A 17,368-nucleotide genomic window follows, 5' to 3' on the forward strand; every position below is an offset into this window, starting at 1 on the left:
TATGAAACCATTTTTGAAAAATGTTGGAATTATAGTGCTTATTACCGTAGCACTGTCTGCGCTACTTTCTACAACTAGTCTGTGGTCGTTACGACAATCCAATTTTTATAAACCGTCGTTTTTGGCTAATTCTATTACTGAAGATTCTTTTGATTATATAATTTTAGGAGCGAGTACCGGCCTTACGACTTTAAATACGAATGTTATAGATTCCATTGTTGGTACAGTGGGTCTCAATCTCGCTATGGATGACACTTCCTTAGCCACTCAATATGTTATGTTAGAACACTTCATTGCTCTCGGCAAGTCTACTACTTATTGTATATTGGCTCCAAGTAACACAAGTTATGATGTCATAAATAATCGTTTGAGCAATAATGATTATCGCTTTTTGCCCTACGTTCAAAATGAGTATGTGTATCAGCATTATAGCCAATACGCCATACGAGAAGCCAAATTATTGCAATACTCCAAGTTTATGCCGATGCTTGGAGTTGCTTACTATAATTCTGAAGTGTTTTATCCGTCTATTAATGCACTTTTATATCCTGAAAAACGCAATAGATTTGATGAGCGAGGTAATTATACTTATCCGGGAAAAAATGCAGAAAATAGTCCCATAGTATCCAAAGACACTTTTGAGGTTGATTTCTCAAATCCCTATATGAAGGCCATTAAAAGCCTATGTGACAAGCAAGGTATCCAACTGATTTGTTATCTTACTCCAATGAAAGAAAAGTCGGTAAAAATTATTAATAATGACTATTTAGTCCTCAATCATAGCGATAGCCTCTCAAATACTAGATATTTTTTTGATGGTATTCATGTTAATTCAACGGGAAGAGTCGCATCCAGTCTACTTTTCGCTGAGCAGTTTATTAAATTAAAAAACTTACCTTTTGGGGAATGAGTCGACCACTTAAAATTGCCATTTATTCTGGTGAAATTCCAAGCACCACATTTATTGAGCGCCTTGTCACCGGTATTGCAAATTCAGGTGCTGAGGTCGTGCTTTTCGGAGTGTTACATCGTAAACCGTTGTATGACTCACGGGTTAAGATTATAGCCTATAAACACATGCGACTATCTAAGTTGTTCCATTTAGTTCGATTTTCTATATTGCTTAAATTGTTCAAGGCGCAGAAAAAAAAGCGTTTGGATGCTTATTTAAAAACCAGAGATTCTCTTAATTTATATTCCAAAGTAAAATATTATCCTGTGTTATGGCACCAACCCGATGTGTTCCATCTACAATGGGCCAAAGGTTTGGACGATTGGATGTGGGTACAGGATTTTGGAATGAAGTTGGTGTTGAGTTTACGTGGTGCGCATATTAATTATTCACCAGTCGCTGATACTGCATTGGCAGAGATGTATAATAAAAATTTCCCAAAAGTTGATGGGTTTCATGCGGTCTCCAATGCCATGATTATGGAGGCTCAAAAGTATAATGCACTAGCAAATCGTATTCAGGTTGTGTATAGTGGTTTGGATTTGAACACGTTGACTGAAATTGATGCTAGAATGCCATATGATAAAGCTATATTAAAAATAATTTCGGTGGGCCGTCCGCATTGGATCAAAGGGTATACCTATGCTTTGGATGCATGCAGACTTTTAAAAGATGTAGACATTAACTTTGAATATACAATTATTGGCGGTGCAGAGTCCATTGAATATCAATATCAAGTCCACGATTTAGGTTTGGACAATGAAGTTCGATTATTAGGGCCGCATGAATTCGATGTAGTGCAACATATGATCCAAGAATCCGACCTGCTTTTATTGCCAAGTGTTAAAGAAGGTATTGCCAACGTGGTATTGGAGGCGATGGCTTTAGGAACCTTGGTGTTGAGTACTGATTGTGGAGGAATGAATGAGGTCATTACAGATGCCGTGAATGGATTTCTGGTGCCTGTTCGAGATGCAGAAGCTATTGCTGATGCTATTGTTCGCATAAGAAAATTATCGCCCGAGGAACAGTTATTGATCAAAAAGAATGCGCAGGATACTATAAAACAGCAACACAACGTAGAAGGAATGGTTTCCGGTATGATGACACTTTATAATGAGGTAGTAGGTGTTAGGTAGTAGGTGTTAGGTGGGAGGTGTTAGGTATTAGGTGGTGATCGTTGATGGTAAAACCTCTAAAATAAAGAGATGATTAACGAAATATAGAATAGAAGTAATAATTTACAATGAAACAACGTGAAAAACATACTCAGAAGATTGGCCTTGTGATGTCATCCGTTCCGGGTTATTCTGAAACGTTTTTTAGAAATAAGATACAAGGATTGCAGGATTCTGGTTTTGAAGTCATCTTGTTTGTAGATTATCTTGATAAAAAGAATTTTAATACATCCTATAAGATTATTGGTGCCAAAAACTATGGTAAGAGTCGTTTTATGAATTTCATGAACGGAGGCCTTGCGCTCATTACAAGTTGTATGCTCCATCCAAGAGCGAGTTATAAGCACTATCAATTGGATAAGAAGGATGGTGTCTCCTTTTCTAAACGAATTAAAAATCTAATGTTGAATGCGTTTCTTCTTCGTCAAAAATTAGAGTGGTTACATTTTGGTTTTGGTATGCTCGCTAAAGATCGTGAGAATGTAGCGGAAGCTATTGGTGCTCAAATGGCTGTGAGTTTTAGGGGCTATGATTTGTATTTGTCACCTCTGAAGCATCCAGACTGTTATGATAGCTTGTTTTTGAAAAAAGCAAAATACCATGTGTTGTCTGAAGAAATGAAGCAAACCTTAATGGAGTATTCCATTGATGCAAAGAATATTCGTGTGATTACTCCAGCCATTGATACTGATTTTTTTCAGAATGACCATAAGCCTCAAGTACGTAAGTTTATTGAAATCATTACTGTTGCGAGATTGCATTGGAAAAAGGGATTGGAATACACATTAGAAGCTTTGGCACTTTTAAAAGAAAGTGGTCTCAGTTTCAGGTATACAGTTATTGGTGATGGGATAGAGAAGGAACGACTTATGTTTGCAGCACATCAATTGGGTCTTTCAAATCAGGTGATTTTTAAAGGCAAATTGTCTCCAAATGAAATAAAAAAACAGCTTTCTCAAAGCGATATCTATGTGCAGTACAGTATTCAAGAAGGGTTTTGTAATGCGGTGCTTGAAGCGCAGGCCATGGGGCTATTGTGTATAGTGTCGAATGCGGAAGGCTTAGCTGAAAATGTTTTGGATAAACACACAGGATGGGTAGTAGAAAAGCGGCAACCCATAATATTGGCTCAAAAAATCGAGGAGGTCATAGCACTTTCAGTGGTTGAAAAGCAATCCATTAGAGAGAGAGCGGTCGATAGGGTAAGGAATCAATTTTCGCTAACTCAGCAACAGCAAAAATTCCAGGAGTTTTATACCCACTAAATTTAAGGTAGGTGTTTATTGTAGTTTTTTAAACATATTTTGATAATGCTTATCTGTTTTTTAGCCAATAACAACTATTATTGTACAACTAATGATTTGAATTACCAATGACCACTTACGAATTTTTGCGTTTACTCACTTTTCCAATAATGCCTGTGCATTTGCAAACGGTCAGAAAAGATATTAAACGCTTGGTAGCCAGGTCGAAGCACCCAAATCACCTTTCACTATTGGATGTAGGTGGAAGGAAATCCCCATACACCATAGGTGTTCCGGCTCGGGTGACGGTATTAGATGTGCCTCAGGAAGCTGGTACTAAAAAAGAGTTGAATTTGGGGTTTACAGCTACTCTTTTGGAAACTCTTAAAAAAAAGCGTTCCAATATTGATAATCTTGTCATACAGGATATGACTAAATCTGAACTGAAGGATGCATCTTATGACGCTGTGGTATGCGTTGAAGTCATTGAGCATGTTGAAGCAGACGACAAGTTTGTTGAAAACATAGCCAAGGTGATAAGAAAAGGCGGCTGGGCCTATTTTACAACACCTAACGGCGATTTTATAAAAAATGATGGACCAGGTAAGAACCCAGATCATGTGCGTCATTACACAAAAGTCGAACTGCAGCGGTTATTGGAAAAATATTTTGATGACGTAGATGTGCATTATGCTGTGAGAACTGGAAGGTATAGGGTCTTAGGGTTAAAAAGCTATAGCTTAAGGAATCCAGTAAAATCGATTCACTCTATTTATTCAAATTTAGTAAACAGCATTCAGTCGAGAGGAGTAGAATATGATTCACAAGGTACAGCTCATTTAATTGCTATAGGATACAAATAAAAGTTTTAAGCAGAGAGTGTTTGTAATTGGATTGTAAAACAAAACAAGCATCACAATAGACCCTTGAAATATTAATAATAAAAGAAACGACCAACTATAAGCTGTATAGGGATTTACGCTTAAAGTATTGTAATTATTTATAGAACTATTAACATTTTAAGTGACAATTTTAATTTTTTATACTCGATCCTCTGGTCATTTATCTCGTTTTTTTGAAGAGGTCTCTAGGCAGTAAGCTAAAGATGGTTATGAAGTGCACAATTTTTCACTTAATCAAGAAGAGATGTGGAAAAAAAACATGGTGTTTATAAAAGTTGAAAAAAAAGGAGGCTATTTGATTAATTATTATGAAATATATAAAATTATTAGAACAGTTAAGCTTAATGTAGTTCTATCCAATTTTAGCTATGTGAATCCAGCCCTGTTATTTGGGAAGATATGTGCTATAACCAAAAACATTGTATGGTTTCATTCCTTAAATGAACAAACAGGGGCTTTATTAATGAATATTTTCATAAGGATAAGTTTTTTAAGGCTGGCAGATGTCATTATCGCTAATTCACATCATACGAAAGATGAACTTCATCAAGATTTTAAAATTTCTATTTCTAAAATTAAAACAATTCCGTTTTGGTCATCAATTAATAAAGACAACATTGAAAGGAGTTATAAAATAGTCTCAAAAGTATTGAAAATAGGATGTCCTGAAAGATTGGTAAAAAATTAAAATCAAAAAGTAGTTTTGGAAGCTTTAGCTTTTTTTAAGAAAACCGATTATAATTTTTATATGGCAGGAACTGGTCCAAATAAAAATGAATTAGAAGCACATTGTGAAAAATGAGGAATTCACGAACAAGTAATTTTTAGAGGTAATCTGTCAGCCAATGAGATGGTTGTTTTTTAAAGAGATATGGACGTTATCATTCTAGCTAGTTTGTCTGAGGCATTAGGTTTAGTGTTTGTCGAAGCTATTTCGCTAGGCTGTCCAATTATAGTATCCGCCAAATTTGGTGCCTTAACTTTTATATAAGATAAAGATGTTTTAGAAAGCATTACGTTCGATCCTAAATCTGTTGAAGAGCTATTCGATCCTAAATCTGTTGAAGAGCTAAAAGATAAACTTAAGCCTTATTTTATCAATAGAGGTTCTTCTTCTGAGCATTTTAAATATATTTATATATAAATTTTCGATAAGTATAAAATTTATGCACATATAGAAAATGTTATTCTATCAAATTGAATTTGCTGCTGAGTATATTATATTACGCATCTTCTAAACTAAATTAATCAAAATTGATTTAGAATTTAACAGTTAATTTAATTAAAATTATTATATGAAAATACTGTATGAGTTTATTTTTAGAAGGCTTTCAACAAAGACTAAGAATCGATTAGGGTCCAGTCATTTTTTTAAACCATTAAGAGATGTGTTATTGAGAAATAATGGAAGGTTTAAAGAAATATTTGTTGAGATTGAAAAGTACTACTTAGAATATCCTATAAAATTTAGATACTATGCCTCTATAAAAAGTGCAATAAAAGCAAGAGATAAAGGGGTTGAGAATACGATTTTAAGGAATTCTATTATTTTAAGTAAACAATTACATAAGTCACATGATGACTGTATCGTAATAGATGTTGGTTCAAATTTCGGTTTTATGAGTATGGTGTGGGGACTGTCTATTTGCAAAAAAGGGACGGTACACTCCTTTGAAGCTAATAAAAACGTATATAATTCGTTTTTAAAATCACTAGATCACAATAACTTAAAAAATATTATTCTGAGATATAATGCCATTGGAAAAACAAATAAAACAGTAAAAATGTATCATATGGATACAACTTCCAATTTCAACAAAACGAACAATACAGATAAATATGATATGGTTCAAATGTTAACATTGGATAGCTACGACAATCAAAATCAATTAGGTAGATGTGATATTATTAAAATAGATGTGGACGGCATTGAATATGATATATTGCAAGGTAGTTTAGAGGTTATGGAACGGTATCAGCCTCTTTATATAGTTGAAACTAATGATGATCCTCGAATAATTGATTTTTTTATTACGAATAATTATCATATTTTAGACATGGCATTGGAGCCTTATATTTTAAATACTCAATTACCTCCAAATATTTTTTGTCTTCCAAAATAAATTAAATGCCATTCCTCTTTTTAAAATATCTCCAACCTACACACTATTTTCGTTTGTCTACGAACGTTGGCGCAACTGTGTTTCCTATAGTTGCTTGTTTGCCAGAGGAGGTTGTTAAGCAACTACAATGGGATGAAGGCTACACCTCCCAATTAGCTAAAGATTATGATTTATCATATCAGGCTGTACAGTTAGGTTATATAGGCGTGGCTGATACGTATACTGATTTTGAATCTGTTTCAATACGGGATAACTATCATTTTATTCGCAAACACTTCCACCCTGCCTGGGTGTTTTATGTTATGTTGATGCGAATTGTAACACACCATAATCCGATTAAGGAATTGCGCGCATGGTGGCAAACATCGTCTGTTAACCGCTCTGTTTCCAATTTAAATCCTCTAGTCTACCCCGAATGGCAATCTTATACCTCCAATTTAATAGCCCAACAGCCTTTAGTCAGCGTAATCATTCCAACTTTGAATCGTTATGAATATTTAAGCGATGTTTTAAAGGGTTTTGAAAAACAGGATTACGGGCATTTTGAAATTATTGTGGTAGACCAGTCGGAGCCCTTTCAATCCGATTTTTACAATAATTTTGATTTAAACCTTCGGGTCATTCGTCAGGACGAAAAAGCGTTGTGGTTGGCACGGAATAGAGCCATACAAAAAGCTAAAGGTGCGTTTATTGCGCTATCTGAGGATGATGTACGCATCCAACCTGATTGGATCTCGACACATTTAAAAGTGTTGGACTTTTTTAAGGCGCAAGTGTCGGCAGGTGTTTTTTATCCAGAAGAGCAAAGCATCCCAAAAGAAAGGTCTTATTTTGCATTGGCAACACAGTTCGCTACAGGCAATGCCATGCTTTATAAATCAGTTTTTGAAAAGGTAGGATTATTCGATCGACAATTTGAAAAACAACGGATGGGTGATGGTGAATTCGGTTTACGTGTATATTTAGCGGGTATTAAAAGTGTTTCTAATCCGTATGCGAGTTGTATAGATGTAAAAGCAGGAACCGGTGGATTAAGAGAAATGGGAAGTTGGGATGCGTTTAGGCCATCCTCGTTTTTTGCACCAAGACCTATCCCTAGCGTATTGTATTATTTTAGAAAATATTATGGCAATTCAGCGGCCCGATGGGCATTGCTACGAACGATACCTTTGTCAATCATGCCGTATCAGTTTAAAAAAAACAAACCACTGTTGTTGATTGGAGTGCTCTTGAGTATCTTGCTACTGCCTGTAGTGCTTGTTCAGGTGATGAGAAGTTGGCGCTTGGCGAGTGAAAAGTTGAAGGAGGGGGACCGGATTGAAAGATTAGAGATTGAAGATTGAAGATTGAAGATGAATTTACGACCCTATGGTGGTCGTTCCAATAAGGGATTGCCACGCTGCGCTCGCCATGACGATTGGTGGAGCTTCGCTCGCAAGGACTGAGATTGCTTCGCTACGCTCGCAATGACTGATTAAATAATTAAACGCGTTGAAGAAAAAAATACTTATCGTGACTTCAGAATTTCCACCACAGCCTGGGGGGATAGGCAATCATGCGTATCATTTGGCGTTGTATTTGTCTAAAAACGATTATGAGGTAACTGTTGTTGCGGATCAGCGTGGGGAGGAACAAGTGGAGAATAGGTTTGATGCTGGTTTGCCATTTGTAGTTAAACGGATTGCACTGCGTCATCTACGATTGTGGATGTATTTGAATAGGATTATAGAAACTTTAAAGGTTTTGAAGAGTTCAGATGTTGTGATTGCGACAGGAAAGTTTGCTTTATGGAATGTCGCTTTTTGTTCACTTTTTTATAAGTTCCCCAAGATGGCAGTGATTCATGGCACGGAAGTGAATTTTAAGTCAGCTATTTTAAAAAAAACAATTGACCTATCCTTGAAACGTTTTGAATCTATTATCGCTGTATCGCATTATACGAAACAATTAGTAGTGCATTTGAAACGAGACGTACACATCATTCCTAATGGCATTGATATAAGTGATTGGTTAGTTGACAATGTTTCTAAGGTGCCATTGAAGGGGAGCCCTGTGTTAACTACAGTGGGGCGGGTGAGTTCACGTAAAGGGCAATTACAAGTTATTCGATTGTTACCGGAATTGAAGAAGCAATTTCCAGATCTTCATTACCATTGCATTGGAATTCCAACACAAGCCGAAGCGTTTTTAAGTCAAGCGAAAGTGTTAGGAGTAGACGCCAATGTGACTTTTCATGGCGCTGTGGATGATGCCACTTTAAAAGCATCACTTTTAGCTACGGATGTTTTTGTGATGTTAAGTACAGAGAGCAAAACCGGCGATGTGGAAGGTTTTGGAATAGCCATTTTAGAGGCCAACGCTTTAGGAGTACCGAGCATCGGTTCTAAAGGGTGCGGGATACAAGATGCCATCAATGATGGTGTTTCTGGGTTCTTGGTTGATGCTCAGGATGTGGCTGCCGTCGGTGCGAGTATTAGTGCATTAATCGGTCATCCTCAAATATTCAAGTCTCAAGCAGAACAATGGGCTCAGCAACATAGCTGGGACCATATTATACAACAGTATCTCATACATTTGCCATGAAAACCTTAACCATAATCTCTCATACAGAGCACTATCTGCTTCCTGACGGAAGTGTTGTCGGGTTGGGGTCTACAGTGACAGAAATCAATCATCTTTTACAAATTTTCGATAGCATTACGCATGCGGCCATGTTGCACGATTCACCAGCACCGCCCAATACGATGCCTTATCTTTCTGATCAGATTACATTTGTGGCATTACCTGCGGTTGGCGGGCGTACTATAAGCGCTAAACTGGGAATCCTAATTCAAATTCCAAAAGTCATTGCGATTATCCGAAAGGCTCTTAAAGGAGCTGACTATTTTCAATTTAGGGCCCCTACAGGGATAGGTGTGTTTGTAATACCTTATTTATTATTTTTCAGCCGTAAAAAGGGATGGTATAAATATGCCGGAAACTGGAAACAAAGAAATGCGCCTCTAGCGTATTCAATTCAAAAATGGCTTTTAGAAAAACAATTGCGCCCAGTCACTATTAATGGATTTTGGGAAGATCAACCAAAACACTGTTTAAGTTTTGAAAACCCATGTTTGACTGAACAAGAAATCAAAATAGGACAAATGGTAATGTCCTCCAAATCGCTTCAGTTTCCTTTAGAACTCTGTTTTGTTGGACGTTTGGAAGCGGCAAAAGGGGTAGATTTAATCATTGCTGCTATAGAAGAGCTAGAATTAGAGACACGGAAAAAAATTGGGGTCATTCATTTAGTGGGTTCTGGACCAGAAATAGACACCTATAAAAAACGTGTGGATGCCTTAAAATTGCCGTTTATAATTTATGGCCATCTCTCCCGAGTGGCAGTGCATCAAATTTACATGACATCACATGCTATTTTATTGCCATCAGCATCTGAAGGCTTTCCAAAAGTGATTGCTGAGGCCATGAATTATGGTTGCATTCCTATAGTTTCAAATGTGTCTTCCATTAGTCATTATATCAGGGATGGTGAAAATGGATTTGTCATGACAGGCGTAAATAGTTCAGCCTTAAAGCAGTGTCTATTAAAATTAGTGTCTATGAGTCCGTCTACTCATCAATGGATGAAAGGGAATTCTATAGACTTTATTAGACGCTGTAGTTACGATTATTATAATCAACGCATATTAAATGAAATATTATAAAATTCATTTTTATAAACATGGCCCCTCTTTTAAATAAAAATGATATTTTTAACTCAAACTAATTCTAAGTCATTTAGTTAATGTTTTTAAAAAAACTACATTGGACTTTTAAACGCCATCCATTTTTATATATCAGCCGATTTTGGTTGTTATCCAAAAATTCAAGCGCATCAGCTATAGCCAATACTTCTTATAATACATTGAATACTAAGGAGTCGATTCCATCATGCTTTTTTAAAGTTAATGAACGTATTTTTGAACACGGTAAACCGGATACAGATTTGGAGTGCATTAAAAAGTTGGTCACATGGTTAAATCGTCATACACATGTAGGCCCTGGTGTAAGTGCTCCTTCAGATCGAGCCCTTCAAATTATGATGTATGGAAAGGGAGGTGTTTGTAGTGATATTGCACAAATATTTAATAATTTTTGTGTGATTAATGACATTCAGGTAAGAGAATGGGGCACTACAAGTGTACCTTTTAATGTAGGCAATGGAGGACATTCCTTTAATGAGTTTTATAGTAAAGAATTACAAAAATGGATTCTAATCGATGCTTCCCTAGGAGTATTGTTTTATGGTGCCCAAAACAATCTTTTATCAGTATTAGGGCTCTATAAAAAAGTCAGATTAGGACATGCTATTGAGTACCGTACTATTTTTAAAAATAATGCAATTGAGAATGAACAAATTGTAAAAAATTATTTGAATTCAGATATTACGCCATTCTTAATTTGTGATTACAGAAATGCAACTTACGATCGATTTTTGAAAATTGGAAGACCTTTTATACCTGTATTTGTAATTCATTTTTTAGTGTATTTGCTTGGAAAAAGCTATCATTACAAGTTTCCATTAGACAATTATAAAAAAATTTTTAACTAATGGCGCTTTTAATTTGGATTCTGCCACCTTATAATCGTATAAAACTATCTTCCAATCGTATCTAATTTAAATTGCAATCCACTTTAATTTGAAGACTAATATTACCTATATCAGTATTGTTGGGTTCCATGTCGCTCTGGGAATTTTAATTTACATGAATGAAAGTCTTGCTAAACTCTATTTTTTTGCGGCAGTAATTTATTTCACCTATCGCATCATAATAGTTTCTGGGAAAGAAAAAACATTTGAAGTTTTAAAGGCCTGTGCCTATTTTGTGGGTGCTGAGGTGTTTTTAAGAACTACTAAAGGAGCCATTTCTTATGAGGCGGGAAAATATATGGTTATTCTATTTTTATTGATAGGGATGTTCTATAAAGGACTTTCAGGAAAAGGGTATGCGTATTTTATTTACCTCATGTTTTTGGTTCCCTCTATTTTTGTTGCCTCTACGACTTTAAGTTTTGATGCCAATTTTAGAACAAATATTGCCTTTGTGTTAAGTGGTCCTATTTGTTTAGGTTTAGCAGCCTTATTCTGTTATGATAAAAAAATTAGTCATGCACAGCTTTCCCAAATATTACTGTTCATGGTGCTTCCAATTTTAGCACATACAGCTTATATTTATCTATATACACCTAACTTGCGGGATGTTTTAACAAGTACTGCGTCTAATAGAGCTGCAGCAGGAGGTTGGGGAGCAAATCAAGTGGCTGCGGCATTAGGTCTCGGAATGTTTATCATGGCGATTCGTCTCTTTACCAAATCGCCGAGCCTGGCATTGAAATTATTCAATGCTACCTTACTAGGTTTGATTTCATTTAGAGCGATTACCACTATGAGTCGTGGAGGGGTAATTGCTGCTATTGCTGCCGTTGGCATATTTTTATTATATTATTTTCGCCACGCCAAATCTCGGAAGCGTCAGGAAGTTATTGCAGTGTTTGGGTTGTTTTGTATCAGTTTAATATTCACATGGGCAGTTAGTATAAATCAGACGGATGGATTAGTGAATCTACGCTATGCAAACAAGGATCACTTAGGACGCGATAAAGAAGATTTAACCACGGGGCGTGGTGAATTATTTCAAGAGGAGCTGTCCGGTTTTATTGCAAGTCCATTTTTGGGCATCGGTTCTAGTCGCGCTAAAGATCAGCGGATTGAAGATGAAGGACAGGGGGTCACCTCTCACAGTGAAGTGAGTCGCACTTTAGCGGAGCATGGTATTTTTGGGGTTATTATTCTAGTCATTCTTATTTTTAAACCTTTAGATATTCGTTCCCGAAATAAAGGCAACTATTATTTCTATGCCTTTTTAGCATTTTGGTTTTTAACCGTGAACCATATGTCCATGCGTATTGCAATGCCTGCCTTTATTTACGGCCTCGCCTTATTAAACGTTACTCATGAAAAACGTACTCTACGTAGGAAACCATCTCCAGAACTCTCAGAGTAATACTGGTTATAGTTCTGTTTTAGGACCTTTGCTTGAGCAAAGTGGCTATGACGTGCGTTATACTTCTGAGAAGTCTAATAAGGCCTTGAGACTTTTAGAGATGCTTTGGACAACATTTAGCACTCGAAAAAAGACAGCTGTTGTCCTTATTGACACTTATAGCACTCAGAATTTCTATTATGCAGTGTTGGTGAGTCAACTGTGCCGGGTTTTGAAGTTACCATACATCCCGATTCTTCATGGTGGTAATTTGCCATTCCGTTTAAAGAAGACTCCTTATTTGTCCAAAGCACTTTTTAAAAACGCTTTGGTTAATGTGTCTCCGTCTACATATTTAATAGAAAACTTTGCAACATTAGGATATCAAAATGTGGTTTATATTCCGAATGTCATCACTCTAGAAAACTACACATACAGTCCAAAACCAGTTGATGTTCCAAAATTGCTTTGGGTGCGCTCTTTTTCTAAAATTTACAACCCTAAGCTAGCAGTTGAGGTTTTAAATGAACTTCAACAACGTGGTTATAAAGCTACATTAGCAATGGTTGGTCCTGATGCAGATGGGAGTTTAGTTGAGGTCAAAACTTTAGCCAATGCACTCAATGTAGAAGTTGCTTTTACAGGAAAGCTTTCAAAAACAGATTGGATTGCACTTTCTAAAGACTATAATGTATTTATCAATACCACCAATTACGATAATACACCTATTAGCGTGATTGAAGCTATGGCCCTGGGGCTTCCTGTAGTTTCTACAAATGTGGGTGGGATGCCGTATTTGATTACTGATGGTGTTGATGGAATTTTAATCCTACCTGATGATAAAGTAGTAATGGCAGATGCCATTTGTGCGCTTTTTGAGAATCCTTCTCATGCTGCAGCATTAGCGGATAATGCAAGACTTAAAGTGGAGCAATTTGATTGGCGGAAGGTTCGGGGGCTTTGGGATGAAGTGTTGAGAGTAAAGAATAGAGAATAAAGAATAAAGAATAAGGAATAGAGAGAAGAGAGAAAGGGGAATAATGAATACTGAATTTTGAATAACGAATACCGTATTTTGAATAACGAATAACGAATTTTGAATAGCGAATACTGAATATTGGATTCTGAATACTGAAGACTGAAGACTGAGGACTGAAAACTGAATACTGCGTTAAAGGCATAATTTCTTGAAAATTCTTGCATAATTGTGTAGACTTATTATCTTCGCCTCAAGTCCAACCTAACCATGTCAAAGAAAGCCATTCATTTTCAAGTATCCGAGCGAAAACTTATGCTCAGAGCTATGGATTTGTTTTTCATAGTGTTCGGGCTTTATGTCTTGGGTACTTTTTTTCCATACGCGTATTTGGAGATATCATGGAACAATCGCGTGGCCATTTTTGTACTCTTTTTTTATATCCTGGTTTTTGGAACTGTCTTTGAAATTTATGACCTTCAGAAATCGAGTCAGTTGGATGTGTCATTTAAAAATATAGTATTGGCTGTGTCTACTGCGGTCATATTTTATTTCTTAACACCCGTACTTACACCTTTTCTACCCGAACGCCGACTTCAAATTGTCTATTTCTATCTCACCATTATAGTGTTCATGTTTTTCTGGCGGATAACCTATGTCAAGTTAATAGCTTCTCCCAGATTCTATAAAAAAGTTTTGATGATTGGCGAAGTGGCCTACTTAAATGATTTTGTGGAAGGCCTTGTCAAATCTGATCCTAATTACAGAATCGTCGGTTTTATCAGTTGCGAAAATAAAGTCAACCCTAATAAAAGCAACAGGGTAATTCAAGAATATGCCCCAAAGGATTTAATGAGGGTTATAGAGGAAGAACATATTTCAGAGGTGGTGGTGGCCAGCTATAATTCTGAGACCATTACTGAAGACATCTATAGTGATTTAATGTTGCTGTTAGAACGTGGTTTTACCATTAGAGAATACACCCAAGTATATGAAGAGATTACACATCGGGTGCCCTTACAGTTTGTAGGCAAGGAGTTTTATAAATATTTTCCCTTTAGCCGAAGCAATCATAACACCTTGTACATGTTTTTTAGTCGCGTGTTTGATATCTTGTTTTCAATAATTGGCCTAGTATGTGGACTGTTTCTATTGCCTTTTGTTATGATTGGTAATTTTTTTGGTAATAGAGGTCCGCTTCTTTATAGACAAAGACGCGTTGGTAAAAATGGTACCATTTTCGAAATTATAAAATTAAGGAGTATGGTAATTGACGCGGAAACCAATGGTGCACAGTGGGCCGAGCGCAACGATGTGCGCATCACAAATTTTGGAAGGTTCTTACGTCGAAGTCGGATTGACGAAATTCCACAATTTATCAACATCATAAAGGGGGAGATGAGTGTCATCGGCCCACGACCCGAACGCCCGGTATTTGTTAAGGAACTCGCCCGTACCATTCCCTTTTATGAAACGCGCCATATTGTAAAACCTGGTCTTACTGGGTGGGCCCAAGTGAAAACCCGTTACGGTGCTTCGGTTGATGAAAGCTTATTGAAATTACAGTACGATCTATTTTATATCAAGCGAAGAAGCTTCTTTTTGGATTTGAATATCATGGTCAAGACCATTAGTACGGTGTTGTATTATAGAGGGCAGTAGATTTGAGAGTTACGATTTTCGACCCGTCCGAACATCCCTTTTCTATACGGGCGGGTTGAAGATTGCTGAAGTTGAAATTGAAGCTGAAGTTGAAATTGAAGTTGAAGTTTAATGTGGGAATGTTTTTACTGCTTCGTGAAACTTAGTGTTTGTTATGTAATTCTTTATGTAGTAACAAACGAGCCATATAAAATGTAGTGAACTTTAGCATAAGGGTGTTCATCATTTATTTTAAACCAAAAAGCCTTCTCGTTGCTAACATTGAGGAGTGTAAAAAGAAATTAATGCAATGGGAAATATTGAAAATTAGCAAACGGCATTTTGCCAAAACCATTTCATATAGAATATTAGGGACCTTAGATACACTTTTGTTATCCTGGTTTATTTCAAGCGATATTACTGTTGGAATTAAAATAGGTGTTTTGGAGCTTGTTACAAAAATGATATTATACTATTTTCATGAACTTTTATGGTTTAGATCAACAATAATATCCTCTAATCGGCGCCATATATTAAAAACACTAGCTTGGCGTGGCATTGGCACATTGGATACGTTTATACTGGGATGGATAATCACCGGAGATCCGTTAATAGGTCTAAAAGTTGGAGGTGCAGAACTAATTACTAAAATGGTGCTTTATTTTCTGCATGAAAAATTATGGTATCGAATTGATTATGGTTTGGATGACAATATGCGAAGATCGAGAAGAATAAAGTTAAAACGCACTTAGAAACATGAGTCTTAATTTATACGATTATAATTATAAAATTACGAGAGCTGATCGTGAAAAGCTTCATGGACATGAAGGGTTTTTGATTTGGTTTACCGGATTGTCAGGTTCTGGGAAATCTACTTTGGCAAATGCCGTGGAAACCCAACTACATAAAATGAACATTTCTACCTTTACTTTAGACGGCGACAATGTTAGACAAGGTATAAATAAAGATTTGGGCTTTTCACCTCAAGACAGATCTGAGAATATAAGACGAATTGGAGAAATTGCCAAGTTAATGGTAGATGCAGGTGTGGTTACCTTAGCGGCGTTTATTTCACCTTATATAAAAGATCGCCACGCCATTAAAACAGTTGTAGGCAATGGTAAAGTTATTGAAGTTTATGTGAATACTTCTTTGGAAGAATGTGAACGACGGGATGTGAAAGGCTTATACAAAAAGGCTCGCGAAGGAAAAATTAAAGAAATGACCGGCATTTCTTCCCCTTATGAAGCACCAATAAGTCCAGATCTTGAAATCGTCACAGATCATCAATCTGTAGAAACATCTGTTGCATTAATTCTAGAATTTATCATCCAAAAATTAAAGAAGGGAATATGAGTAATTATGTTATTAGTCATCTGAAGGAACTGGAATCGGAAGCTATTTACGTTATTCGTGAGGTTGCTGCCCAATTTGAAAATCCAGCCATTTTATTTTCGGGCGGCAAGGATTCAATTGTGTTAACACATTTAGCTAAAAAGGCATTCTTTCCAGCCAAAATCCCATTTCCTTTAATTCATATTGATACTGGTCATAATTTCCCTGAAACTATCGCATTTCGTGATGCATTGGTTGAAAATCTAGGGGTGAGGCTCATTGTTGGATTGGTACAGGAAGCTATTGATAAAGGCCGAGTTAGAGAAGAAAACGGTGCTGATGCCTCGCGCAATTCGCTTCAAATAGTCACCTTGTTAGATACACTCGAAACGTATAAAGTGGATGCTGCCATGGGGGGCGCAAGAAGAGATGAAGAGAAAGCGAGAGCCAAAGAGCGTTTTTTTTCACATCGTGATGAGTTTGGTCAATGGGATCCTAAAAATCAGCGACCTGAGCTGTGGAATTTGTTTAATGGACGTCAGAATTATGGTGAGCATTTTAGAGTATTTCCAATTTCTAATTGGACTGAAATGGACGTATGGGAATATATCAAACAAGAGAATATTGACTTGCCCTCGCTTTATTTTTCGCACCAACGCGATTGTGTACAAAGAGATGGCGCAATATTAGCCAATTCTGACTATATCAAGTTAAAGGAAAACGAGAAAGTCATGCCCATGACCGTTCGTTACCGTACATGCGGCGATATGACCATTACAGGAGCTGTAGAATCAACAGCAGATTCTTTAGATAAAATTATCAAAGAAATTGCAACCACCCGTACCACTGAACGTGGTGGACGTGCCGATGATAAACGCGCAGTAACCGCTATGGAGGATCGTAAAAAACAAGGATATTTTTGAATGATGGAGAGATGTGAACTTCCGATTTTTGACGGTAGCATCTATCATAAAATTGGAATACAAATAGAAAA

At 36.5% G+C, this 17,368-nt stretch carries 16 protein-coding genes and 1 pseudogene; all 17 read left to right on the forward strand.

Features of this window, described 5'->3' with window-relative positions; translation table 11 throughout:
* Position 1 precedes the first annotated feature (1 nt).
* The 17 genes and pseudogenes from BXY82_RS13410 to cysD all read left to right on the forward strand — a co-directional run bounded on the left by BXY82_RS13410 (position 2) and on the right by cysD (position 17,297).
* Entirely contained in the window at positions 2-910 is a 909-nt protein-coding gene (locus tag BXY82_RS13410; RefSeq protein ID WP_133758751.1) for a hypothetical protein, read from the forward strand.
* Positions 907-2,091, forward strand: a complete 1,185-nt coding sequence (locus BXY82_RS13415; protein ID WP_133758752.1) for a glycosyltransferase family 4 protein — start codon at positions 907-909, stop codon at positions 2,089-2,091. The genes BXY82_RS13410 and BXY82_RS13415 overlap by 4 nt, the downstream gene beginning before the upstream one ends.
* Positions 2,092-2,198: 107 nt before the next feature.
* Positions 2,199-3,395: a glycosyltransferase family 4 protein gene (locus BXY82_RS13420; protein WP_133758753.1), complete on the forward strand. Its 1,197-nt coding sequence runs from the start codon at positions 2,199-2,201 to the stop codon at positions 3,393-3,395.
* Positions 3,396-3,502: 107 nt separating this feature from the next.
* Entirely contained in the window at positions 3,503-4,237 is a 735-nt protein-coding gene (locus tag BXY82_RS13425; protein ID WP_133758754.1) for a class I SAM-dependent methyltransferase, read from the forward strand.
* Between the two features lie 250 nt (positions 4,238-4,487).
* Positions 4,488-4,964 (forward strand): annotated as a pseudogene (locus tag BXY82_RS13430) (glycosyltransferase); the annotation flags it as partial.
* Between the two features lie 183 nt (positions 4,965-5,147).
* The gene (locus BXY82_RS15715) at positions 5,148-5,267 is read left to right on the forward strand and encodes a glycosyltransferase (RefSeq protein ID WP_133758756.1); all 120 of its coding nucleotides are present in this window, start codon (positions 5,148-5,150) and stop codon (positions 5,265-5,267) included.
* Between the two features lie 304 nt (positions 5,268-5,571).
* Complete coding sequence (locus tag BXY82_RS13440) at positions 5,572-6,399, forward strand: FkbM family methyltransferase (RefSeq protein ID WP_133758757.1); 828 nt, start codon at positions 5,572-5,574, stop codon at positions 6,397-6,399.
* 53 nt (positions 6,400-6,452) lie between these two features.
* Positions 6,453-7,742 carry a glycosyltransferase family 2 protein gene (locus BXY82_RS13445; protein ID WP_243835842.1) on the forward strand — a complete coding sequence of 430 codons (1,290 nt, stop codon included), beginning with the start codon at positions 6,453-6,455 and terminating at the stop codon, positions 7,740-7,742.
* 148 nt (positions 7,743-7,890) lie between these two features.
* Positions 7,891-8,982: a glycosyltransferase family 4 protein gene (locus tag BXY82_RS13450; protein ID WP_133758759.1), complete on the forward strand. Its 1,092-nt coding sequence runs from the start codon at positions 7,891-7,893 to the stop codon at positions 8,980-8,982.
* A complete protein-coding gene (locus BXY82_RS13455; RefSeq protein WP_133758760.1) occupies positions 8,979-10,103 on the forward strand; it encodes a glycosyltransferase in 1,125 nt (374 codons plus the stop codon). Before BXY82_RS13450 ends, BXY82_RS13455 begins: the two co-directional genes overlap by 4 nt.
* Before the next feature lie 80 nt (positions 10,104-10,183).
* Positions 10,184-10,990, forward strand: coding sequence for a transglutaminase domain-containing protein (locus BXY82_RS13460; protein ID WP_133758761.1), 807 nt, complete (start codon positions 10,184-10,186; stop codon positions 10,988-10,990).
* Positions 10,991-11,078: 88 nt separating this feature from the next.
* Positions 11,079-12,443 (forward strand): O-antigen ligase family protein, encoded by a 1,365-nt coding sequence (locus BXY82_RS13465; RefSeq protein WP_243835843.1) that lies wholly within the window; start codon positions 11,079-11,081, stop codon positions 12,441-12,443.
* Positions 12,394-13,419 carry a glycosyltransferase family 4 protein gene (locus tag BXY82_RS13470; protein WP_133758762.1) on the forward strand — a complete coding sequence of 342 codons (1,026 nt, stop codon included), beginning with the start codon at positions 12,394-12,396 and terminating at the stop codon, positions 13,417-13,419. The genes BXY82_RS13465 and BXY82_RS13470 overlap by 50 nt, the downstream gene beginning before the upstream one ends.
* A 249-nt stretch (positions 13,420-13,668) precedes the next feature.
* Positions 13,669-15,060, forward strand: a complete 1,392-nt coding sequence (locus BXY82_RS13480; RefSeq protein WP_133758763.1) for an exopolysaccharide biosynthesis polyprenyl glycosylphosphotransferase — start codon at positions 13,669-13,671, stop codon at positions 15,058-15,060.
* Between the two features lie 284 nt (positions 15,061-15,344).
* Complete coding sequence (locus BXY82_RS13485; RefSeq protein WP_133758764.1) at positions 15,345-15,791, forward strand: DUF2061 domain-containing protein; 447 nt, start codon at positions 15,345-15,347, stop codon at positions 15,789-15,791.
* A 4-nt stretch (positions 15,792-15,795) separates the two neighbouring features.
* Positions 15,796-16,395, forward strand: coding sequence for an adenylyl-sulfate kinase (gene cysC / locus BXY82_RS13490; protein WP_133758765.1), 600 nt, complete (start codon positions 15,796-15,798; stop codon positions 16,393-16,395).
* Complete coding sequence (gene cysD / locus BXY82_RS13495) at positions 16,392-17,297, forward strand: sulfate adenylyltransferase subunit CysD (protein WP_133758766.1); 906 nt, start codon at positions 16,392-16,394, stop codon at positions 17,295-17,297. Before cysC ends, cysD begins: the two co-directional genes overlap by 4 nt.
* The last annotated feature ends 71 nt before the right edge of the window (positions 17,298-17,368 follow it).

The sequence above is a fragment of the Gelidibacter sediminis genome, assembly GCF_004364975.1.
In the GTDB taxonomy this organism is placed as follows: domain Bacteria; phylum Bacteroidota; class Bacteroidia; order Flavobacteriales; family Flavobacteriaceae; genus Gelidibacter; species Gelidibacter sediminis.

What these genes read in the sequence shown, in the direction of transcription:
- BXY82_RS13410 (WP_133758751.1), top strand. Translation starts at nt 2, where the DNA reads ATGAAACCATTTTTGAAAAATGTTGGAATTATAGTGCTTATTACCGTA.
- BXY82_RS13415 (WP_133758752.1), top strand. Translation starts at nt 907, where the DNA reads ATGAGTCGACCACTTAAAATTGCCATTTATTCTGGTGAAATTCCAAGC.
- BXY82_RS13420 (WP_133758753.1), top strand. Translation starts at nt 2,199, where the DNA reads ATGAAACAACGTGAAAAACATACTCAGAAGATTGGCCTTGTGATGTCA.
- BXY82_RS13425 (WP_133758754.1), top strand. Translation starts at nt 3,503, where the DNA reads ATGACCACTTACGAATTTTTGCGTTTACTCACTTTTCCAATAATGCCT.
- BXY82_RS15715 (WP_133758756.1), top strand. Translation starts at nt 5,148, where the DNA reads ATGGACGTTATCATTCTAGCTAGTTTGTCTGAGGCATTAGGTTTAGTG.
- BXY82_RS13440 (WP_133758757.1), top strand. Translation starts at nt 5,572, where the DNA reads ATGAAAATACTGTATGAGTTTATTTTTAGAAGGCTTTCAACAAAGACT.
- BXY82_RS13455 (WP_133758760.1), top strand. Translation starts at nt 8,979, where the DNA reads ATGAAAACCTTAACCATAATCTCTCATACAGAGCACTATCTGCTTCCT.
- BXY82_RS13460 (WP_133758761.1), top strand. Translation starts at nt 10,184, where the DNA reads ATGTTTTTAAAAAAACTACATTGGACTTTTAAACGCCATCCATTTTTA.
- BXY82_RS13470 (WP_133758762.1), top strand. Translation starts at nt 12,394, where the DNA reads ATGAAAAACGTACTCTACGTAGGAAACCATCTCCAGAACTCTCAGAGT.
- BXY82_RS13480 (WP_133758763.1), top strand. Translation starts at nt 13,669, where the DNA reads ATGTCAAAGAAAGCCATTCATTTTCAAGTATCCGAGCGAAAACTTATG.
- BXY82_RS13485 (WP_133758764.1), top strand. Translation starts at nt 15,345, where the DNA reads ATGCAATGGGAAATATTGAAAATTAGCAAACGGCATTTTGCCAAAACC.
- cysC (WP_133758765.1), top strand. Translation starts at nt 15,796, where the DNA reads ATGAGTCTTAATTTATACGATTATAATTATAAAATTACGAGAGCTGAT.
- cysD (WP_133758766.1), top strand. Translation starts at nt 16,392, where the DNA reads ATGAGTAATTATGTTATTAGTCATCTGAAGGAACTGGAATCGGAAGCT.